Annotated in this window: 19 protein-coding genes, 1 tRNA gene and 1 pseudogene; 11 read left to right on the top strand and 10 right to left on the bottom strand. The window is 71.8% G+C overall.

What is annotated here, in order from left to right; all coding sequences use genetic code 11:
- The 3 genes and pseudogenes from ABZ646_RS18560 to ABZ646_RS18550 all read left to right on the top strand — a co-directional run.
- Positions 1-1,142: pseudogene (locus tag ABZ646_RS18560) on the top strand (penicillin-binding transpeptidase domain-containing protein); the annotation flags it as partial.
- Between the two features lie 50 nt (positions 1,143-1,192).
- Positions 1,193-2,491 carry a hypothetical protein gene (locus ABZ646_RS18555; RefSeq protein WP_360519776.1) on the top strand — a complete coding sequence of 433 codons (1,299 nt, stop codon included), beginning with the start codon at positions 1,193-1,195 and terminating at the stop codon, positions 2,489-2,491.
- 158 nt (positions 2,492-2,649) lie between these two features.
- Entirely contained in the window at positions 2,650-3,822 is a 1,173-nt protein-coding gene (locus ABZ646_RS18550) for an amidase domain-containing protein (protein ID WP_360519774.1), read from the top strand.
- Here the strand turns inward: ABZ646_RS18550 and ABZ646_RS18545 are convergent.
- Both ABZ646_RS18545 and ABZ646_RS18540 read right to left on the bottom strand, forming a co-directional pair.
- Positions 3,810-4,361, bottom strand: a complete 552-nt coding sequence (locus tag ABZ646_RS18545; RefSeq protein WP_360519772.1) for a DUF4383 domain-containing protein — start codon at positions 4,359-4,361, stop codon at positions 3,810-3,812. The two genes, ABZ646_RS18550 and ABZ646_RS18545, sit on opposite strands and share 13 nt — an antisense overlap.
- 100 nt (positions 4,362-4,461) lie before the next feature.
- Positions 4,462-5,817 carry a hypothetical protein gene (locus ABZ646_RS18540; protein ID WP_360519780.1) on the bottom strand — a complete coding sequence of 452 codons (1,356 nt, stop codon included), beginning with the start codon at positions 5,815-5,817 and terminating at the stop codon, positions 4,462-4,464.
- Between the two features lie 203 nt (positions 5,818-6,020).
- On the opposite strand from ABZ646_RS18540, the gene ABZ646_RS18535 reads away from it, so the two are divergent.
- A tRNA-Val gene (locus tag ABZ646_RS18535) sits at positions 6,021-6,092 on the top strand.
- Positions 6,093-6,139: 47 nt separating this feature from the next.
- Here the strand turns inward: ABZ646_RS18535 and ABZ646_RS18530 are convergent.
- Positions 6,140-6,469, bottom strand: coding sequence for a hypothetical protein (locus tag ABZ646_RS18530; protein WP_132886559.1), 330 nt, complete (start codon positions 6,467-6,469; stop codon positions 6,140-6,142).
- Positions 6,470-6,520: 51 nt separating this feature from the next.
- Entirely contained in the window at positions 6,521-7,171 is a 651-nt protein-coding gene (locus ABZ646_RS18525) for a hypothetical protein (protein ID WP_360519778.1), read from the bottom strand.
- A 720-nt stretch (positions 7,172-7,891) separates the two neighbouring features.
- Here ABZ646_RS18525 and ABZ646_RS18520 point away from each other — a divergent pair.
- On the top strand, positions 7,892-8,455 hold the full coding sequence (locus ABZ646_RS18520; protein ID WP_360519769.1) for a hypothetical protein: 564 nt from the start codon (positions 7,892-7,894) through the stop codon (positions 8,453-8,455).
- Between the two features lie 21 nt (positions 8,456-8,476).
- Here the strand turns inward: ABZ646_RS18520 and ABZ646_RS18515 are convergent, their stop codons facing one another.
- Positions 8,477-8,851 carry a cupin domain-containing protein gene (locus tag ABZ646_RS18515; RefSeq protein ID WP_360519767.1) on the bottom strand — a complete coding sequence of 125 codons (375 nt, stop codon included), beginning with the start codon at positions 8,849-8,851 and terminating at the stop codon, positions 8,477-8,479.
- Positions 8,852-8,921: 70 nt separating this feature from the next.
- Here ABZ646_RS18515 and ABZ646_RS18510 point away from each other — a divergent pair, with 70 nt between their 5' ends.
- Complete coding sequence (locus tag ABZ646_RS18510) at positions 8,922-9,362, top strand: MarR family winged helix-turn-helix transcriptional regulator (protein ID WP_360519765.1); 441 nt, start codon at positions 8,922-8,924, stop codon at positions 9,360-9,362.
- A 37-nt stretch (positions 9,363-9,399) separates the two neighbouring features.
- Positions 9,400-9,957 carry a GNAT family N-acetyltransferase gene (locus tag ABZ646_RS18505; RefSeq protein ID WP_360519763.1) on the top strand — a complete coding sequence of 186 codons (558 nt, stop codon included), beginning with the start codon at positions 9,400-9,402 and terminating at the stop codon, positions 9,955-9,957.
- Between the two features lie 84 nt (positions 9,958-10,041).
- Here ABZ646_RS18505 and ABZ646_RS18500 read toward each other — a convergent pair whose 3' ends face one another.
- Positions 10,042-10,956, bottom strand: coding sequence for a 2-dehydropantoate 2-reductase (locus ABZ646_RS18500; protein ID WP_360519761.1), 915 nt, complete (start codon positions 10,954-10,956; stop codon positions 10,042-10,044).
- Between the two features lie 227 nt (positions 10,957-11,183).
- Here ABZ646_RS18500 and ABZ646_RS18495 point away from each other — a divergent pair, with 227 nt between their 5' ends.
- Positions 11,184-11,408 carry a DUF2277 domain-containing protein gene (locus ABZ646_RS18495; RefSeq protein WP_360519759.1) on the top strand — a complete coding sequence of 75 codons (225 nt, stop codon included), beginning with the start codon at positions 11,184-11,186 and terminating at the stop codon, positions 11,406-11,408.
- Positions 11,409-11,469: 61 nt separating this feature from the next.
- Here ABZ646_RS18495 and ABZ646_RS18490 read toward each other — a convergent pair whose 3' ends face one another.
- From ABZ646_RS18490 to ABZ646_RS18480, 3 genes are all read right to left on the bottom strand, one after another.
- On the bottom strand, positions 11,470-12,087 hold the full coding sequence (locus tag ABZ646_RS18490; protein WP_360519757.1) for a VTT domain-containing protein: 618 nt from the start codon (positions 12,085-12,087) through the stop codon (positions 11,470-11,472).
- Between the two features lie 135 nt (positions 12,088-12,222).
- Complete coding sequence (locus ABZ646_RS18485) at positions 12,223-13,845, bottom strand: alkaline phosphatase D family protein (RefSeq protein ID WP_360519755.1); 1,623 nt, start codon at positions 13,843-13,845, stop codon at positions 12,223-12,225.
- Positions 13,846-13,909: 64 nt separating this feature from the next.
- On the bottom strand, positions 13,910-14,563 hold the full coding sequence (locus tag ABZ646_RS18480; RefSeq protein WP_360519753.1) for an HNH endonuclease family protein: 654 nt from the start codon (positions 14,561-14,563) through the stop codon (positions 13,910-13,912).
- Between the two features lie 417 nt (positions 14,564-14,980).
- Here ABZ646_RS18480 and ABZ646_RS18475 point away from each other — a divergent pair, with 417 nt between their 5' ends.
- Together ABZ646_RS18475 and ABZ646_RS18470 are read left to right on the top strand one after the other, a co-directional pair.
- Entirely contained in the window at positions 14,981-15,562 is a 582-nt protein-coding gene (locus ABZ646_RS18475; protein WP_132886550.1) for a TMEM165/GDT1 family protein, read from the top strand.
- A 209-nt stretch (positions 15,563-15,771) separates the two neighbouring features.
- Positions 15,772-16,428, top strand: a complete 657-nt coding sequence (locus tag ABZ646_RS18470) for an HAD-IA family hydrolase (RefSeq protein ID WP_360519751.1) — start codon at positions 15,772-15,774, stop codon at positions 16,426-16,428.
- Positions 16,429-16,617: 189 nt separating this feature from the next.
- Here ABZ646_RS18470 and ABZ646_RS18465 read toward each other — a convergent pair whose 3' ends face one another.
- A complete protein-coding gene (locus ABZ646_RS18465) occupies positions 16,618-17,544 on the bottom strand; it encodes a peptidoglycan-binding protein (RefSeq protein WP_360519749.1) in 927 nt (308 codons plus the stop codon).
- Between the two features lie 163 nt (positions 17,545-17,707).
- Between ABZ646_RS18465 and ABZ646_RS18460 the strand changes: the two genes are divergently transcribed.
- Positions 17,708-19,741 carry an MDR family MFS transporter gene (locus tag ABZ646_RS18460; RefSeq protein WP_360519747.1) on the top strand — a complete coding sequence of 678 codons (2,034 nt, stop codon included), beginning with the start codon at positions 17,708-17,710 and terminating at the stop codon, positions 19,739-19,741.
- Positions 19,742-19,781 lie beyond the last annotated feature (40 nt).

Below are 19,781 nucleotides of genomic sequence, written 5' to 3'. Positions count from 1 at the left end.
GCCGCCGGGGTGGCCGTCGCCTGCGCCGTCCTCACCAAGCAGACCGGTGGCGCGGTCCTGGCCCAGCAGTACGCCAAGAAGTCCGCCCACATCTCGGACAAGGACTTCGACCTCGGCGGATACCAGATCTACACCACCTTCACCGCAAGAAGGAGGCCACCCTCACCAAGGCCGTGACCAAGGCCCGCAAGGAGGCCAAGGACCGCGACCCGAAGCTCGCCGCGACCGCCCACTACGGCGCCGCCTCGGTCGCCACCGACGGACGGATCCTCGCCGTGTACGGCGGCCCCGACCACCGTAAACAGGGCTACAACGAGTCCAACGCGACCACCGTCCCGGCCGGTACCTCCTTCCTGCCCTTCGTCTACGCCGCCGGGCTCCAGAACGGCATTCACAAGGAACGCGGCGCCGCCGTCACCGACGTCCTGCCCGGGACGCTCTACGACGGCGACGACAAGGTCCCCGTCACCACGCTCGACGGACCGTACTGGGACCGCAGCGGCAAGAAGGTGTTCGCGAAGAACGACGACGGCAAGTCCTACGGGCAGATCACCCTGGACAAGGCCCTCGCCGAGTCCGTGAACACCCCGTTCATGCAACTCGGCATGGACACCGGACTCGACAAGGTTCGGTCCACCGCGATCGCCTCAGGCCTGCTCTCCGACACCATCGGGGCGCAGATACCGGCCCTCTCCATGGGCAGCTCCACCCCCAGCGCGATCCGCATGGCGAGCGGATACGCCACGTTCGCGGCCGGCGGCAACCACACCGAGCCGTACTCCGTCGCCAAGATCACCCGCAACGGCCGCCGGGTCACCCTGGACACCCCGCGGCCCACCCGCGCGGTCCGCGACGACGTCGCCGAGGACGTCCAGCAGGCACTCACCGAGTCCTTCCGCCTGGCCCACCCGACGACCGCGCTCAGCACCCGGGCCGCGGGCAAGGCGGGCACCACCGACGCCACCGGCAAGGACACCGCCTCCTGGTACACGGGCACGTCCTCGAACGTGACGACATCGGTCGTCGTATACCGCATCGACCTGAACAAGTCCCTGGAGCCGCTCCCGCTCCAGGGGCTGGCCGGAACAGGCACCGACAACGTCCCGTACACGGTCTGGGCGCAGGCGATGGGCCTTGACTGACCACCGAAGCCCCGAGCCGCCCCCCGCCACCCGCGCAGAATGAGCCCCGCATGAAGCCCCGTACGAAACCGACAACCGGCGGCCGCCGCCGCAAGGCACCCACCCGTGACCGCCGCCCCGCCCGCCCGGAGTTCATCACGCTGGCCGCCTTCCTGGTCGTCGCCTCCCTCGTCGCGGGCTACCTGGTGCTCACCAGACAGGACGACACCACCCCCACCGCCGCCGGCACCCGCAAGGCCACCCCCTCGGCCTCCGCCTCGCCGAAGTGGGACGGCAGGACCCACGTCCTCGGGGACGGCTCCACGTCGTACACCGGGCCGCAGAAGGACCAGTTGAAGCCCGAGAAGCTCAAGCCGGGTGAGAAACCGCCCCAGTTCGTCGTCTTCTCCTGGGACGGCGCCCTGGAGGGCGAAGACCATCTCTTCTCGCACTACCGGGAGATGGCCAAGGAGTACAACGCCCACATGACCTTCTTCCTCACCGGCATCTACCTGCTGCCCAAGAGCAAGAAGGACCTCTACACCGGCCCCATGCACAAGCCCGGCGACGCCGCGATCGACTACGCCACCGACGCCCACATACGCACCACGCTGGAACAGCTGCGCGAGGCGTACGAACAGGGCAACGAGATCGGCACCCACTTCAACGGCCACTTCTGCGAGGCCAAGGGCGGCGGCGACTGGAGCGTCGCCCAGTGGAAGAGCGAGATCGACCAGTTCTACGACTTCGTGGAGCACTGGAAGACCAACACCGGCTACAAGGACATCCCCGCCCTGCCCTTCGACTTCAAACAGGAGGTCGTCGGCGGCCGCGCCCCCTGCCTGGAGGGCCAGCCCAACCTGCTCAAGGCCCTCCAGAAGTACGGCTACAACTGGAAGTACGACGCCAGCTCCCCGGGCGACTTCCAGATATGGCCCTCGAAGAAGAACGGCCTGTGGAACTTCCCGCTGGAGATGCTCCCCTACCCGGGCGGCGACTACCAGGGCCTGTCGATGGACTTCAACTTCCTCTACAACCAGTCCAACGGCGAGACCGACGGCGACCCGTCGAAGTACGCCCAGTGGGAGCAGCAGACCGTCCAGTCCTACATGGACGGCTTCAACCGCGTCTACTACGGCAGCCGCGCCCCGCTGTTCATCGGCAACCACTTCGAGAACTGGAACGGCAGCATCTACATGAAGGCCATCGACCAGGTGGTCCCGAAGATGTGCACCAAGAAGGGCGTCAAGTGCGTGTCCTTCAAGGAACTCGCCGACTGGATGGACGCACAGGACCCCCAGACCCTGGCCCGGCTGCGCACCCTCGACCCGGCCCAGGCACCCGCGGACTGGTCCACCATCGTGAAGTGAGCACCCGAGGCGAGCGCCGCGAACCGGTCCCCCTGGCCGGTTCAAGTCGGCGCGGCGGCAAGCGCATTGCAATCCTGCAACCCCCTTCACAGGAGTCACACACGCCGTGCGAAGATGCCGTTTCCCGGTAGGTGTACCGGCGTAGAGGGGAAACACCATTGAAATCCAGAAAACTGAGCCGTAGGCGGAGCCGCGCGGCCATAGTCACGGCGGCGGCCGCGTCGGTCGTCGCCGGCGTCGCCCTCGTGCCCAACTGGAGCGCGGGCGCGGCCGTCGTCGACGACCCCACCGTGGACGCCGCGACCAAGGCGACGTTCCAGAAGCTGGCCGACGCGGTCTTCACCGACCGCACCCAGGCGCTCGTCCACGGGGCCGCCCCGAAGCAGACCACTTCCCGCTTCTCCGGCGACGTCCGCCTCTCCAGCACCCAGACGCGCGACGAGAACAAGGCGCTGAGCCAGCTGCGCGGACGCCAGAGCAGCATCGCCAAGCTCGGCGAGACGTACAGCGCCGGCAGCACCCAGGTCACGCTCGACGCGACCCGGGTCACCGGCCGCACCGCCAAGGCCGACGTCACCGAGACCACGACGCTGACCTACGCGAAGGCCACCAAGGGCCAGCCGAAGAACACCGGCTTCCAGTCCCACCACGAGCTGACCTTCAAGGCGGACCGGCAGGGCGTCTGGCAGCTCACCAGGATCCAGGACACCGACGACGGCGGCCTCGCCGTCAACACGCTGTCCAAGCCCTCGGTCAAGGCCCCCGCCACCGGCGACGACGGCAACACCACCCCGGACGCCCCGCGCGCGGCCACCACGCGCAACCCGGTGGCCGTGCCGAAGACGCTGACCGGCGGCACGTACGACTACAAGGCGATGGCCGCCTACGCCGAGAAGTACTGGAACAACTACAACCCGGACTACCCGGACTTCAACAACCACACCGCCGGCGGCGACTGCACCAACTTCGTCAGCCAGTCCCTGAAGGCCGGTGGCTGGAAGCACGTCCCGGGCTACGTGTACGACTACACGAAGTGGTTCGGCACCGCCGACATCCAGTCGGACTCGTTCGTCGGCGTCAACGAGTGGTCCTGGTTCGCCCAGAACTCCAAGCGCACCACCCCGCTCGCCGACGTCTACCAGGCCGAGGTCGGCGACGTCATCCAGATGGACTTCGACCGTGACGGCTCGAAGGACCACACGATGATCGTGACGTACAAGGCCAACGGCATCCCGTACGTCACGTACCACTCGAACAACACCTACCGCAGGTCGCTGGCGAGCCTCATCGCGTCCTACCCGAACGCGTACTACTACGCCTACCGCACCTGATCGTCGGCCGCCCCGGCCGCCGGTGTGGCCCGCTGCTCCGCCTCGGGGTGGCGGGCCCGCCAGTACGGGTTGTCGTGCGGCAGGTTCGTACTGACCCTGCCGTACATCCCGAACACCATCAGCACCAGACCCACCACGAAGCTGAACAGCACATTCTGGATCTTGAACGCCAGGAAGTCCGAGTCCGTGCCGAGCAGGCCCAGGAACAGGAAGCCGTTCAGGATGAACAGCACCCCCAGGACCAGGTTCAGCGTCGACGCGAAGTTCCCGCCGACCACCATCCCCACGAACAGCAGCAGCCCGACACAGATCGACAGCACGCTCAGCGAGCCGTTCGTGTTCAGGCCGATCGCGGTGTTCCCGCCCGTGTCGAAGAAGCCGATGTTGTCGGTCAGGCCGAGGATGCCGAAGGCCAGCAGGAACAGGCCCATCAGACCGGCACCGATCCGGTAGACCCTGTTCAGGCGGTGGTCGACGGGCAGTGCCTCGTCGAACATGATCCGCCGCCGCGTCCCCGAGTGCGCTGTGGGTGAGGCCATCTCCGCCTCCTGCTCTGGATTGCGGGTCGCTCCCCCCAATATCCGCCCCCCGGCGCTCCCCGGCAAACGCCCCCGGCCGGCGGAACAGGGCGTCGCGGGATCAGCGGCCGCCGGTTCCGCGGTCCTCGCGGATCTGGGCGACCACCCGCGCGACGGACTGCCGTACCGCCTCCGTCTCCATCAGGAAGCGCCAGTAGTCGGGGTGCCGTCCCTCCAGCGCCCCGGCCACCCGGTCAAGACGCGCCACCGCGTCGTCCAACGGCCGCGCGTGCCGGGGATCCGGGCTGGTCCGCCCGGCCATCGCCAGCCGCTGCGCGTCCCGGATCGCGAACCGGGTCCGCTCGATCTCCGCCTGCGGGTCCTTCTGCACGGCGTTCAGCCGGGACAACCGGTCACCGGCGGCGGAAACGGCCTCGTCCGTACCGTTGAGCAGCGCCCGCACGGTGGACAGCAGCGAGGTCGCGTCCGCCCACCGCTGCGCGTCCCGCGCCGCCTGCGCCTCCCGCAGCTTCACCTCGGCCTGCCGGACGTTCGCCGCGGCCTGCTCGGGCACCTGTTGCAGATCCTGCCAGCAGGCCGCCGAGAACCGCCGCCGCAGCTCGCTCAGGACCGGGTCCACCTGTCCGGCCCGGGTGGTCAGCGCCTGCGCGCGCGTCCGCAGGCTCACCAGCCGGTGGTCGATCTCGGCCGCCTGCTCGGGCAGCCGCTCCGCCGCGGCCCGGACGGCCTCGGCCTCCCGCTGCACCCGCCCGGCCCGCTCCAGCGTCGCCTGCGCCCCGTGCTGACCGGCGCCCTGGTTCAGCTTGGTCAGCTCGGGCGACAGCGCCGCCAGCCGCGAGGCCAGGTCGTCGGCCCTGAGCTGCGTCGCACGCACCGCGTCCAGCGCGTTGCTGGCCGCCAGCAGCGCCTGCCGGGCCCGCTCCACGGCGGGCGCGAGCCGCGCCAACTGCGTCTCGGCCTTGCCGAGCAGCGGCCCGAGCGACTCCCCGAACCGGTCCAGCTCCCGCTTGACGCCGACGAGCTCGTCCTTGGCCTTGGTGATCTCCGTGCGCGCCCGTGCCGCGACGGACGCCTCCAGATCGTCCCGGTCCAGGTCGTAGGCGTCGATGGCCTGGATGTACCGGTTGCTCACCTCGTCGATCCGCCGGCCCAGCGCCTCGAAGTCGGACACGGCCCGGTGAGCGGCCGGCGAGTCGTCGACGGCCGAGATGGTCTCTATGGAGATCCGCAGATCCCGCTGCGCGGTGTCCAGCTCGTAGAACGCGGCGGCGGCGTCGTCCTTGGCCGCCTGCGCCTCCACCCGCTGCCCCTCGGCCCGCCCCCCGAACCAGCGCCGGGTCCCGCCGCCGGCGAAGGTGCCCGGTACCACGAGCAGGGCCAGAAGCGGCAGACCGACGAGAGTGACCGTGTCCAGGACCGCCCGGGACCGCGCGGACGCACCGGAGCGCCGGCGCAGCCGGGAGCGCGGGGGAGGCGAGTACGACTGCCCGGGTGTCGCCGTTGTCGCCGTCACTTCCCTCTCCCGTGCCGCGGTACGCCCTGTGTTCGTGCGGTGCTGACATTGTCCCACCTGGGGAAGACGAACACACGGGCCGGTCAGTTCACTGATACGGGTTTGCGGGACAACGCCTCGGGCAATGTAGGCTGTCGACTCGTCCCGGGTGCGTAGCTCAGGGGTAGAGCGCCTGCCTTACAAGCAGGATGTCGGCGGTTCGAAACCGTCCGCGCCCACGTGAACAGAGGACCCCGGCCGATCCTGCCGGGGTCCTCTGTCGTTCTCAGTCCTCCTCGTGTGCGTGCTTGAGGCGGCTTCGGGCGTCCATGCGGTCCGGGGCCGTCACCTCGGCCCAGAAGCGGTGGCCGCTGACGAACACCGCGAGTTCGTGTTCGCGTCGGCGCAGCTTCTCCACCTCGGCCTGTTCGTCCTCGGTCCAGCCCGGGGAGGCGGGGCGCTCCACCTTGCGCCAGCCGCCCTCGTCGCTGAATCCGTCCAGCGGCACGACCGACCAGGGGAGCCGCTTCAGCAGGGCCGAGAGCTCGGCCCGGACCTGATGCAGCTCCTCCTGACCGGCGAGGAGGTCACTCGGAAAGTCATAGGTCGCAGCCACGCGGCAATGGTACGCCTGTTCGATTTTAGGTGGCGAGTTCGTTCGTGGGGTTCATGTGTTCGAGGGGGTGGGCCGGGCGCCGCTGCGGTAGGCGGAGATGCCGAGGGCCAGCAGCCAGTAGCTGAGGAACGCCCCCATCAGCGCGGTGGTGCCCCAGCCGTTGGCCGCGTAGAAGTGCGCGGGGGTGTTGCCGAAGAACAGGGACGGCACGAAGGCCAGGTTGACGCCCGCCAGGGCGTAGGCGGACCGGCCGGTCCACGGCGGCAGCAGCCGGGTGCGCGAGACGGCGAAGCCCACCGCGGTCAGGAACAGCGCCAGCAGCAGCCGGGAGATCGACCCGTACAGGATGTAGGTGCCACTGACCGCGATGGTCGGGTCGATCGGGTGGTCGGCGGCGATGACGGCACCCGCTTCCAGGCCGCTGGAGACCAGCGTGATCGTCACATAGACCAGTCCCGTGGCGAAGACGAGGGAGCCGGCCCACTCGTACGCCGGGCCCGCCCGCCTGATCAGTTCCCGCAGGGCGGTCACGGACACGAGCAGGCAGGCGAGGGCGACGATCCCGATCAGCAGCCTGCTCAGCACGTTCGCGTCCGGTGGCGGGCCCGAGTAGACGAAGTACAGCGGTACTTCGACGATGAAGGCGGCCGCGGCGGCGATGCACGAGACGCCGGTCAGGCGCCGCGCGAAGGTGTCGGTCATGGGTGTCCCCCGGTGGGTGGTGAGCGTTTCGCCGGCCCGTTCGCCGACGACGTGCAGCATGCCCTTCGCCGAGGGGGGCCGTCGCTGGGCCTGAGCACCGGAAAAGGGGTGGGCCCAGCACCACCGTTCGACTCCGGGTGCTACGACTGCATCTCCTGCCCTGGCTCCCCAGGCACGATTCGAACGGTCAGGTAGGCCTCGCCGGGTCGCGGTGGCCGGTTCCAGGGGCGGGGCAGGAGGGATTCCGGGACCGGGCCGCGGGTGGTGGTCGTGGTGCCGTCGGAGGTGATCGCGCAGCGGCCGCGTCCTCGTGCCACCGGGCTCCGTCGGTGCCGGTGAGCAGCCGGACGAAGCCGCGGGCGTGCCGCCAGCCGTCGCTGACCGCGAGGAGCGTCCGGTACGGCGGCGGCAGGTCGGTGCCCGAGCCGTTCCTCCAGGGCCCGTATCCGATCCTCCGGGGCGGCCGGGAAGCCGAGCCGGCGCGTACGCAACGGTTCCTCGTCCCGGGCCGGCGTATCGCCCCGCGCCGCTTCCGCGGCCCGCGCGTCCGCCCACTCCTGACTCCACCGCGTCAGCAGAGACCGCCAGTCCTCGCCCGTGTCCGTCATGCGGGCGATCCTGTCAGCGGCCACTGGCAGCGCCCCCGCCCCTGACGCGTGATGAGACCCTGGACGGCACGATCGCCTTCCCGCTCGGCGGGAGAACGGAGCAGGGGACAGGATGAGCGGGCAGCGGCCGACGTTCGTGAAGGTGTGCGGACTCACCGAGGAGCAGCAGATCGACTGGGCCGTCGAACTGGGGTACGACGCGATCGGGATCGTCGTGACCCCGAAGAGCAAGCGCTACTGCCCGCCCGAGCGCGCCGTGCGGCTCGCCCGGTACGCCCGTGGCCGGATCCCCGCCTTCGCCGTGGCCCTGACGTACGCCGAGACGGCGGCCGTCGCCGAGCACTTCGACACCGTCCAGATCTACGAGACGGCCGACATCCCGAACCTCGCCCTGGCCTCCGGCACCCCGCCCGAGCGGCCGGAGGACCTGGAGTACTTCTTCTACGACGCCAGCGCGGGCAGCGGTGTGTTCGCGGACATCCCCGCCTGGGTCGCCGAGCTGCCCGGCAGGGTCGTGATCGCGGGCGGCCTGGACGAGCACAACGTGGCCGGGGTCGTCGAGGACTTCGCCCCGTACGGGGTGGACGTGTCCAGCAGCGTCGAGACCGCGCCGGGCGTCAAGAGCCGCGAGAAGATGGCCGCCTTCCTCACCGCCGCCAGGACCCCGGGGCGGTAGCCCCCTCCTCCGGCCGCCGGGCTAGTGCGCCCAGGGCGGTGTGAGGACGCTGCCGTCGGCCAGTTCGGCGGTGAGTCCGGCCCGGGTCGCGACCCACATGTGCGCGGGCCGGTCGGTGGTGTTGGCGACCGTCAGTTCGGAGCCCGCGGGTGCCACCGCCGCGTCGCCCGCGCCGAGTTCGGCGCTCTCGCCGTCGATGGTGAGCCGGAGGCGACCGGTGAGGACGTAGAACGTCTCCTCGGCGCTGATCGTGTGGGTCGGCGCCGCTGATGCGGCCGGGATCTCGACACGCCAGGCGGCGAGGTCCCGGCCGCCGGTGCCCGGACGGACGTACGAAACGAAACGGCCACCGTGGATCTCGTGCACGGCGGCCTCGTCGGCGCGGATGAACGGCATGCTCCATCCTCCATTCAGACAAGCAGGTTGTCCATATAGACAAGCAACTTGACGAGTTATAGTCAAGCCCATGGACGACGCCCTGGCCTTCTCCGCACTCGTGCTGGCACTCTCCGGACAGCTCGTGCAGGACATCCACACCAGCGTGTCCCGGCAGGGATTCACGGACCTGCGGCCCGCGCACGGCTTCGCCTTCGCCCGCATCTCGGCGGGCGGCGCCACCACGGCCGATGTGGCCGAGCACCTGGGGGTGACCAAACAGGCCGCCGCCCAGATGGTCGAGGAGTTGGTCCGGAAGGGGTACGTGGAGCGGCATCCGCACCCGCACGACGCCCGCGCCCGTCTGCTGGGACTGACCGAGACCGGCTGGGCCGCCACGCGCGCCGCCGACCGGGCGGCCCGGACCGCCGTCGGGCCGTGGCGAGACGTGCTGGGCGAGGCACGCTTCAGCGCCCTCGTCGCCGACCTGACACGGCTCGCGCCGCCGGGGCCGATCCGCCCTGCCTGGTGAACCGTTGGCTGGCCGCGGCCTGTGTTTTCATTCCGGAGTGGAGATCGAGAGTTCCGGAGGGCCTGATGAAAGGCCTGATGAGAAGTCGAGCCCCTGTGTCCGGCAGCGGACCGACGCCGATCTGGAGGGCTGCGTACGGGTCCTCGCGGACGTCCACCAGCTCGACGGCTACCCGGTGAACTGGCCGGCACAGCCGGACGCCTGGCTGTCGCACGGCCCCCAGCTGGGCTCCTGGGTCGCCGAGCTCGAAGGCCGTCCTGTCGGGCACGTCGTTCTGTCGCGCGGTGGCGAAGGCGATCTGGCCCCGGCGCTGTGGAGCGAGCGGAACGGGACGACGCGGGGTACGGCCGCCGTGGTCGGCAGGCTGTTCGTCGCCCCGCAGGCCAGAGGGCATGGGATCGGGGCCCTGTTGATGGGCCGGGCGGTGGCGGAAGCGCGGCGTCTGGGCCTGCATCCGGTGCTCGACGTCGTCGCCTCCGACACCGCCGCGGCAGCCCTGTACGAGCGGCTGGGGTGGGAGTTGATGGCTACGGTGGAACAGCGGTGGGGCCCGCGGCAGACGGTGTCCGTCCGCTGTTACGCGGCGCCTGTGTGACACAGCCGCTCACAGCCCTTTCGGCGGCCGCGACGAGGAGGTCGCCTCGTCGCGGCGCGCATGGGGCCGACGGCCCTTCGGATGTCAGCGGGCCGCCTCGCGCAGTTCCCGTACGATGCGGGCCGTCACCGGCACGGGTACCCCGTGGCGGTCCGCCGCGCGGAGCAACGCCCCGCCGATCGCGTCCAGTTCGAGCGGGCGTCCGGCCTCCGCGTCGCGCTGCATGGAGGACTTGGCGGTGACCGGGAAGGCGTCGTAGCGGGCCAGGGCCTGGGCCGGGTCGACGGGGGCGCCGCAGGCGCGGCTGACTGCGGCGGTCTCCGCGACGAGGGAGGCCAGTTCCTCGCGGTGCCGGGTGCGGGCCTCGCCGAGCGGGAGGCCGTAGCGGGTGGTGAGCAGGGCGAAGGGCGCGAGGAACGACATCTTCGCCCAGAGGGCGGTGGTCTCGTCGTCCAGGACCCTGGTGGCCGGGCCGGCCGCGGAGAGGACCTCGGCCAGGGCCGTCAGGCGGTCGCGGGGGACCTTGGTGCCGGTCAGGTCGATCTCCGCGAAAGGGCTGGTGTGTTCGATCAGGCCGGGGGCCCGGCGGGTGGACTCGACGCGGATCACGGACGGCGCCACCTGGTCGGGGGAGTAGCGGGCGCGCAGCAGCGCGGGGTGTTCCACGCCGTTCAGGAAGGGCACGAGGAGGGCGTCGCCGAGGGCGGTGGGCGGGATCCGGGTGAGGGCGGCGTCCAGGGCGGTGGCCTTGACGGTGATCAGGCAGGCGTCGACCGGTTCACGCAGGGCGGTGTCGGCGTCCACGGGGGTGGTGAAGTCGCCGAACAGGGTGCTGTGGACGCGGAGTCCGGTGGTACGGAGGGCGTGGGCCGTCTCCTCGCCGGCCAGGCACAGGACGCGGTGGCCGGCGCGGGAGAGCAGGGCGGCGAGCAGGCCACCGACACCGCCGGGCCCGAGGACGGCGACGGTGAGCCGGGGACCGGCGGGCGGGTCGAGCACGGGCGGCACAGCCGGGGCGGTCGGTGCGGTCGGGGTGTCAGGGGCGGCCGGTGCAGTCGATGTGCCGGCAGTGCCGGGAGAGCCCGGCGTGTTCGACCCACCGGGTCCACCGGAAACGTCGGATGCGTTCGTCATGGGTTCGGTCCTCTCGTCGGTCGGCCCCGGGAACGGTGGCCGCCTCGGGGAGATCCTCGCAGGAGGGCGGGGGGCTGCGGGAGACTGGGGACATGTGCCGGAGCATCAAGACCCTGCGTCCGCCCCAGCTGGCCGAGGAGGCCACGGAGGAGGAGATCCGTGCTGCCGCGTTGCAGTACGTACGGAAGGTGTCCGGGTTCCGGGCGCCGGCCGCGCACAACCGGGAGGCGTTCGAGCGGGCGGTGGACGCGGTGGCGGCGGCGACCGCCGAGCTCCTGGGGACGCTGGAGGTGCGGGGCCAGGCCGCCCGCGACTGAGCGGCGGGGCGCCTGGAACCCGTCCGGCCGCTCTGCCGCGGCCGGCCCGGCCGGACCGCTCCTAGGCGGCCGGCCTGCGTCTTCGCATCAGGTACCCCGCGCCCGCGCCGGCGCCGAACAGCGCGGCCACCGACACCGCCGTCGCCACCCAGGTCGCGCCCAGCCACTGGGCGCCCAGGTAGCCGAGGGCGACGCTGTAGACCGCCCAGCTCAGGCCCGCGAGCGCGGACCAGGGGAGGAAGTCGCGGACGCGGCGGTGGGTGGCGCCGGCGCCGAGGGAGACGAGCGAGCGGCCGGCCGGCGCGAACCGGGCCAGCACCACCAGCGCGCCGCCACCCCGGGACAGGGCTTCACCGAGGCGTTCCTGCGCGCTGCTCAGCCGCCGGGAGCGGGCGATCGCGCGGTCCAGGCGGGCTCCGCCGCGCCAGGCGAGCCGGTAGGCGACGAAGTCACCGAGGACCGAGGCGACGGCCGCGCAGAAGGTCAGCGCCAGGATGTCGGGCACGGCGTGCGGGACCTGGCCGGCGGACGCGCCGGAGCCGGCCGCCGCCGCCGTGGCCGCCGTGATGACCAGCACCCCGCTCGGCAGTACCGGCAGGAACACATCGAGCAGCACGGAGAGGGCCACCATGGCGTATATCCATGGCCCGGCCTCCAGTGACCCCATGCTTTCCCACACGACGGTTCCCCCGTGATTGTCCTGTTGCGCCCCCCGACGACAGCCATACAGCGTACGCGGGGCGGTGACAGGAGTTTCCCGGGAGGCTCGTGGGATGCGCAAAGAGTTATACGGTCGGTGCCGTTCGCGGACGTTTCACTCGGTGAGGACGGACTCCCGCACGGTCGCCAGGGTGCCGTCGCGCCGGGCCCGCTCCAGTCGCAGCCGGGCCGAACGGCCTTGCAGCGTCAGGGTCATGAGCTGGTTGCCGAACCAGGGGCCGCCCTGCTTGTGCCAGCTCACCGGCGGTCGCGGACAGCGCTCGTGCCGGGTCAGCCGCCGTCCGAGGACGCGGGCCAGGGCGCTCCAGCCGAACCGGAAGCCGAACCGGATCGTCGGCGGCACCGAGTTGTGGACCGGGGAGCAGGTGAGTTGCAGGACCCGGGAGCGGGGTGCCGTACCGGCGGGCCACGCGGGTTCGGCGACGTAGGCGTGGTGGACGTCCCCGGAGAGCACGCAGACGGAGGCGGGTGCCCCGGGGCCGGAGCCGGTGCGGGCGAACAGGTCGGCCAGCTCGGCGAACGAGGCGGGGAAGGCCGCCCAGTGCTCCAGGTCGGCCGCCCGGCGCAGCCGCTCCCCGAACTCCGCCCAGCGCGGCCCGCGTTCGCCCCGGCACAGGGCCGCGTCCCAGGTCTCCAGGTCGTGCACGAGAGGCGGCAGCAGCCAGGGCAGCGAGGTGCCGATCAGGAGGTGGTCGTACGACTCCCGGTCGGTGAGCGCCTGTTCGCGCAGCCACGCGGTCTCGCCGGGGTCGAGCATGGCGCGGTGCTGCTCGTCGAGGACCCGTGCCGCCCGGGTGTCCACCATCAGCAGCCGCACCCGCCCGAAGTCCCGCCGGTAACTCCAGCGCACCGAGGCCGGGTCGGCGTCGGCCCCGGCGGCGAAGGCACGCAGCGCGTCGGTGCCGTCGGGGGAGCCGAGGACGGCGGCGTAGAGCGGGTCGGCGGCCAGGGCGGCGGGGGAGAGGTTGCCGAGGTGCTGGTGCACCCAGTACGACATCAGCCCGCTCAGCAGCCGCTCCTGCCACCAGGGGGTGGCGCGCATGCCGGCCAGCCAGGCGGCGGAGGTGTTCCAGTCGTCGATCACGTCGTGGTCGTCGAAGACCATGCAGGTGGGCACGGTGGACAGCAGCCAGCGGACCTCGGGGTCCAGCCAGGACTCGTAGTAGAGGCGGGTGTACTCCTCGTAGTCCGCGACCTCGGCGCCGGGGGCGTCCGCGAGGTCGCGGCGGGCGCCGAGCCAGCGGCGGGTGGCCGCCGAGGTCTCGTCGGCGTACACCTGGTCGCCCAACAGGAGCAGCACGTCCGGCCGTTCGCCGCCGGCGGCGACGCGGGCGGCCAGGCTGTCGAGGGCGTCGGGGCCGACCGGGTCGTCGCCGTCGGCCGGGGGCGCGGCCCAGCGGCAGGAGCCGAAGGTCACCCGCAGGGCCTCGCCGGCGGCCGGTGTGCGGATCAGCGAGGGAGGGAAGCGGGAGCCGGGCGGCGGCCACACCCGGGCGCCGTCGAGCAGGACGTCGTACGCCGGCGAGGTTCCCGGGGTCAGTCCGGTGACCGGGACCAGGGCGTAGTGGTGGCCCGCCACCTGGAAGGTGTGTGCGGTGCCGCGGGCACCGTCGGTGCAGCGCACCTCGGCGGTGCAGGGACGGCTCGTCTCGACCCAGATCGTCGCCGACGAGCCGTCGGTGTACCTCAGCAGCGGTCCAAGGCGCAGTCCGGCCACAGTCCCCTCCTCCGTCGCCCCGTACGGTACGGAACGACGGAGGCCGGCGGGGAGGTTCCGGCGCTCAGCAGGCGGAGAGGTAGCTGGTGAGCGCGCTCTTCTCGGCCGAGTCGACGGAGAGGCCGTAGTAGTACTTCACCTGGACCCAGGCGCGGACGTACGTGCAGCGGTAGGACGTGAGCGAGGGCATCCACTCGGCCGGGTCCTTGTCGCCCTTGGACTGGTTGACGTTGTCCGTGACGGCGAGCAACTGGGGGCGGGTGACGTCGTTGGCCAGCGCCTCGCGCTGGGCGGTGGTCCACTTGCTCGCGCCGGAGTCCCAGGCCTCGGCGAGCGGGACGAGGTGGTCGATGTCGACGTCGGAGGCGGCGGTCCAGGTGGCGCCGTCGTAGGGGGAGTACCAGCTGCCGCTGGTGGCGGTGCAGGCGGAGTCGGTGACGACGTTCGTACCGTCGCGCTTGAGGATCCACTCCCGGGTGTTGCAGGTGCCGCTGATGGTGTCCCAGGTCGGGAAGAGGTCGCGGCTGTAGCCGGTGCGGTTCTCGGTGGCGACGGTGAGCGAGGCGAGGTAGGTGCGGGCGGTGGCGGCGCTGACCGGGGTGGGGAGGGCGGCGGAGGCGCTCGGCGAGTTGAAGAGGGCGGCAGATGCTATGAGTCCGGTAAGAGCCGCGAGTATGCTTACTCGTCGACGCGCGTAGAACTTCGAGCTGCGGGCCATGACGAACTCCCTGGTGGGGGTGGGGTGTTGGAAGCGCGGGCGAGGGAATGCTCGCGCCGCCGTGTTGCCGTGGGGTGAGCGCTCGGTAAGAAGCTAGTGACGTGCTCATGACACGACAAGAGGTGCGACGTCACTCACAGGTCCCGGCCTCGGCCTTGGGGATCGGCCGGAGGGTCGCGTACTGTGATCGGTGTTGAAGGGGAGTAGCTCTTCGCCGGACCGTCGACACACTGCTCAGCGCGTCTGAGCCGGCGCCCGGAGGCGACCTCGATCAGGAGGCCGCCAGCGAGACCTTCGGCAAGCAGTGCACGCCCGTGCCGTACGGCACGGGTGACCGTGTGCGCTGCCCTGCCGAGGTGGTCGTCTGCGAAGCGCGGTGCTCTCGGCGGGGTGGTGGCCCCGACCGATTGAGGACCCTTGATCAGCATCACCGTGACGGCGCTCGTCTTCGGCGTCATCTTCCTCGCCGAACTGCCCGACAAGACCGCGCTCGCCGGTCTCGTCCTGGGCACGCGTTACCGGGCGTCGTACGTCTTCGCGGGCGTCGCCGCGGCCTTCCTGCTGCACGTCGTGCTCGCCGTCGCGGCCGGCAGCGTGCTGACCCTGCTGCCGCAGCAGATCGTGCACGCGATCACCGGCGTGCTCTTCCTCGGCGGCGCGGCCGTGCTGCTGATGAAGAAGGGTGAGGAGGACGAGGAGATCCGCAGGCCCGCCGACCAGTCCTTCTGGAAGGTCGCCGGTACCGGGTTCATGCTCATCCTGGTCGCCGAGTTCGGTGACCTCACGCAGATCATGACGGCGAACCTCGCCGCCCGCTACGACGATCCGCTGTCCGTCGGCCTCGGCGCGGTCCTCGGTCTGTGGGCGGTGGCCGGGCTGGGCATCGTCGGCGGCAAGGCGCTGATGAAGAAGGTGCCGCTGCGGCTGATCACGCAGATCGCCGCCGTGCTGATGCTGGCGCTCGGCGTGTGGAGCCTGTGGGAGGCGGTCGCCGGCTGAGCCGGACGCCGGCCCCGCCGAGCTGAAGAGTCGGTGAACGGTCGGCGAAGGTGGTGGCGGGAAGGCCGCTCTGTTTTGTACCGTAGAGAAACAAAGTGGCTCCCGTCCGTTTTCCCTGACCGGCGGGCGGGGCCGCCTTGTTTCTTCCCGGCCGTTTCTCCCGGCCCGTTCTTCCGGCCCGTTCTTCCGGCCTGTTTAGGAGCTGTTCGATGACGGCCACCGTCCTCACCGCCCGCGCCCTCCTGCTCGACATGGACGGCACCCTCGTCAACTCCGACGCCGTCGTGGAACGCATCTGGCGGAGCTGGTCCGCGCGGCACGGGCTGGACGGCGACGAGGTCATGCAGGTCGTCCACGGGCGGCAGGGGCACGCCTCCATGGCGCTGCTGCTGCCGGACCGGCCGGTGCGGCAGAACCTCGAGGACAACGAGCGGATGCTCGCGGAGGAGACGGCCGACACGGACGGCGTGGTGGAGATCCCGGGCGCGGCGGCCTTCCTCGCCTCGCTGGCCGGGCTGCCGCACGCGCTGGTCACCTCGGCGGACGTGCCGCTGGCGACGGCCCGGATGGCCGCCGCCGGACTGCCGCTGCCCGAGGTGCGGGTCACGGCGGAGTCGGTGGGCGCGAGCAAGCCGGACCCCGAGGGCTTCCTGAAGGGAGCGGCCGAACTGGGCGTCGCCCCGGCGGACTGCGTGGTGTTCGAGGACTCGGCCGCGGGGATCGCTGCGGGGCGCGCGGCGGGGATGCGCGTGGTGGGGGTCGGCCCGCGGGCCGGGCTGCACGGGCCGGACGCGGTGGTGCGGGACCTCACGGAGGTGCGGGTCGAGACGCTGGGCGACGGCTCGCTCCGGGTGCACGTCGGCTAGCGGTCCGGGGGTGGGAGCGGTTGCCTGTCGGGCGCGGGTGGGCGGTGGCTGAGCGCGCAGTTTCCCGCGCTCCTTCCCGGCGTCGACCCTGAGCCGGCTGCGAGGACACCCCCCGTGTCGATGTGTGGCCACCGCCGCGTGGGCGCCCGTCCCCACCGGCCCGCGCCCGCCCGCGGCCGAGACCGGTTCCTACGGCTTGGTGGTCTCCGCCTCCAGCTTCGCCCGGGTGGCCGCCCCGTACACCCCCGACTCGTCGGTCAGGACGCCCCGCGTCACCTGGTACGTACGGACCCCGCTCTCGGTGCTGCTGTCGTACTCGCCGGAGGTGTCCCCCGAGTAGAGCCCCACCTGCTTCAGCCGGAGCTGCAGCTCCGTGACCTCGGCGCCGCTGTCGCCGGGGCGCAGCACCGGCGGCGTCGACGGCTTCGGGGACGCCGACGTCCCGCCCGCGGGCGCCGATCTGGTCGGCGTGGCCGAACGGGACGGGGTCGAAGACGGCTTCGCGCGGGACGAGGTGGCGGACGGCTCCGCCGAGGCGTCGGCACTGGGCGACACGGACGGTGACGCCGAGGTCGCGGACGCCGTCGGGGTCGTCGGCGCGGTGGCCGAGGGCGACCCCGGCGTCACGTCCGGCACGCTCTCCCGGACGTCCTCCGGGCCCGCCCCGTCCCGCGTGGGCGTCAGCTGGGAGAAGAGCCCGGTCACGAACCCCGCCACGGCCAGCATCGCCACCACCGCCCCGGCGACGGACAGCAGCAGGGTCCGCCGTGCACGCCGACGGGGCCGTTCCTCCGGAGCGGGCACGTCGGACACGTCGGGCGTCCCGTCGTGCGCCGCACCCGCGTCGGCGGCCGTCACCGCCCGCATCGGCACCGTGGGCTCCCCTAACGGCACCGGCACGGTCGCCGGGCCCTCAGTGGCCCCCGCACCGCCTTCGAGGTCGATGTACGGCCGTATCCGCAGCGGGTCGAAGTCCTCCGCCGCCGCCTGTTCGGCCGAGCGGGCGTCGCGCAACGCGTCGGACGTCCGCCGGTTGCAGTCGCAGGAGGGTGAGCCGTCCGGCCGCCTCGGCGTCCCGCACTCCGGGCACAGGTGGCCCTCGGGTGTATCCGTCACGGCGTTCGTCCCTCCCCTTGCAAACTCCACGAATTATGCGGAGCACCCACACGTACGTTCGCAGGAATCCCCCTTCTCAACGATTCGCGAACCGGGCTCGACGGGCCATAACGGGTGACACCGGCCACGATGGACAATGGTTGACGAACCCCGGGAGGTCTCCATGGCCGTGGACAGCACACACGCGACGGCGAAGGAAGCGGAGCGCGTCCCCGGCAGTGTGCTCGTCCCGATCGGTGCCCTGCTGCTCGGTCTGCTGCTGGCCGCGCTCGACCAGACCATCGTGTCCACCGCGCTGCCGACGATCGTCAGCGACCTCGGCGGCCTGGAGCACCTGTCCTGGGTGGTCACCGCCTACCTGCTGGCCTCCACCGCCGCCACCCCGCTGTGGGGCAAACTCGGCGACCAGTACGGGCGCAAACGGCTCTACCAGCTCGCGATCGTGATCTTCCTGGTCGGGTCGGCGCTGTGCGGGATGGCGCAGAACATGGGCGAGCTGATCGGCTTCCGCGCGTTGCAGGGGCTCGGCGGCGGCGGGCTCATGGTGCTGTCGATGGCGATCGTGGGAGACCTCGTCCCGCCGCGTGACCGCGGCCGCTACCAGGGCCTGTTCGGCGCCGTCTTCGGTGCGACCAGCGTGCTCGGGCCGCTGCTCGGCGGGGTGCTCACCGAGCAGCTCAGCTGGCGCTGGGTGTTCTACGTCAACCTGCCCGTCGGCGCCGTCGCGCTCGCCGTGATCGCCGGTGCGCTGCACCTGCCGCGCCGCACCGCGCACCACGTCATCGACTACCTCGGCACCGTCCTGATCGCCGCCGTCGCCACCTGTCTGGTGCTGGTCGCCTCACTGGGCGGGACGAGCTGGGCGTGGGGCTCGGCGCGGATCATCGGGCTCGCGGTGCTCGGGGTGGTCCTCGCGGTCGCGTTCGTCGCCGTGGAACGGCGGGCCGCGGAACCCGTGCTCCCGTTGCAGCTCTTCGGCATCCGCACCTTCACGCTCGCCGCGCTGATCAGTTTCATCGTCGGCTTCGCGATGTTCGGCGCGATGACCTATCTGCCGACCTTCCTCCAGGTCGTGCACGGCATCTCGCCGACCCTGTCGGGCGTGCACATGCTGCCGATGGTGGTCGGTCTGCTGCTGTCGTCCACGCTCTCCGGCCAGATCGTCAGCCGCACCGGCCGCTGGAAGGTGTTCCCGGTGGCCGGCACCGCCGTGACCACGATCGGGCTGCTGCTGCTCCACCGGCTCGACGAGCACAGCTCGACCGCCGAGATGAGCAGCTACTTCTTCGTCTTCGGGCTGGGGCTCGGCCTGGTGATGCAGGTGCTGGTGCTGATCGTGCAGAACTCCGTCTCGTACGAGGATCTGGGCGTCGCCACCTCCGGCGCCACCTTCTTCCGTTCGATCGGCGCGTCCTTCGGCGTCGCCGTCTTCGGCTCCGTGTTCGCGAGCCGCCTCGCCGGCAAACTGGCCGACGCCTTCCGGGGCGTGCACCTGCCCCCCGGCGTCTCCCCGGGCGCCCTCAAGGCGGACCCGCGCGGCATCGCCGCCCTGCCGTCCGCGCTGCGCCCGACGGCCCTGCACGCCTACGCGTCCTCGATCACCGACGTCTTCCTGTACGCCGCGCCGGTGGCCGCCCTCGGCTTCGTCCTCGCCTGGTTCCTGAAGGAGGACCGGCTGCGCGGCTCGGTCACCGCGCCGGACGCCTCGGAGACCCTCCCGCCCAACCCGGTCCAGCGGTCGTCGTACGAGGAGTGCTGCCGGGCCCTGTCGCTGCTCGGGACGCGCGAGGGGCGCCGGGAGGTGTACCGGAAGATCAACGAGCGGGCCGGGGTCGACCTGCTGCCCGCGGCCGGCTGGCTGCTGCTGCGGATCCGCAAGTACGGCTCGGTGGAGCCGGGGCAGCTCGCCGAGCGCGGGGCCGTCCCGCTGGCCGTGGTACTGGCGGGCGCCCGCCAGTTGGAGGAGCGGCGCCTCGTCGACCGCCTCGGCCTCGACCTCACGCTGACCGAGCAGGGCCGGGAGACCGCGGAGCGGCTCGCCAGGGCCCGCGAGGAGTCCCTGGCCGAACTCCTCGGCGACTGGTGGGGCCCGGACCGCCCCACCGACCTGGACCGCCTGGTGCGCGACCTGACCGACGAACTGTGCGGCACCGAACGCGAACAGCCCCAGAACCCGACGGCCGGCCAGGCCAGTTGACGACCAGGTCGCCCCGGGGTGCCGTACGGCACCCCGGGGC

The organism is Streptomyces sp. NPDC007162 (assembly GCF_040634175.1).
Taxonomy (GTDB): domain Bacteria; phylum Actinomycetota; class Actinomycetes; order Streptomycetales; family Streptomycetaceae; genus Streptomyces.
This window is presented reverse-complemented; position numbering and strand designations above follow the sequence as displayed.

Bases quoted from the DNA above. Each gene is read 5' to 3' on its own strand.
- ABZ646_RS18480 (WP_360519753.1), bottom strand. From the start codon at position 14,563: ATGGCCCGCAGCTCGAAGTTCTACGCGCGTCGACGAGTAAGCATACTC.
- ABZ646_RS18520 (WP_360519769.1), top strand. From the start codon at position 7,892: ATGAGCGGGCAGCGGCCGACGTTCGTGAAGGTGTGCGGACTCACCGAG.
- ABZ646_RS18460 (WP_360519747.1), top strand. From the start codon at position 17,708: ATGGCCGTGGACAGCACACACGCGACGGCGAAGGAAGCGGAGCGCGTC.
- ABZ646_RS18470 (WP_360519751.1), top strand. From the start codon at position 15,772: ATGACGGCCACCGTCCTCACCGCCCGCGCCCTCCTGCTCGACATGGAC.
- ABZ646_RS18555 (WP_360519776.1), top strand. From the start codon at position 1,193: ATGAAGCCCCGTACGAAACCGACAACCGGCGGCCGCCGCCGCAAGGCA.
- ABZ646_RS18525 (WP_360519778.1), bottom strand. From the start codon at position 7,171: ATGACCGACACCTTCGCGCGGCGCCTGACCGGCGTCTCGTGCATCGCC.
- ABZ646_RS18510 (WP_360519765.1), top strand. From the start codon at position 8,922: ATGGACGACGCCCTGGCCTTCTCCGCACTCGTGCTGGCACTCTCCGGA.
- ABZ646_RS18545 (WP_360519772.1), bottom strand. From the start codon at position 4,361: ATGGCCTCACCCACAGCGCACTCGGGGACGCGGCGGCGGATCATGTTC.
- ABZ646_RS18495 (WP_360519759.1), top strand. From the start codon at position 11,184: ATGTGCCGGAGCATCAAGACCCTGCGTCCGCCCCAGCTGGCCGAGGAG.
- ABZ646_RS18515 (WP_360519767.1), bottom strand. From the start codon at position 8,851: ATGCCGTTCATCCGCGCCGACGAGGCCGCCGTGCACGAGATCCACGGT.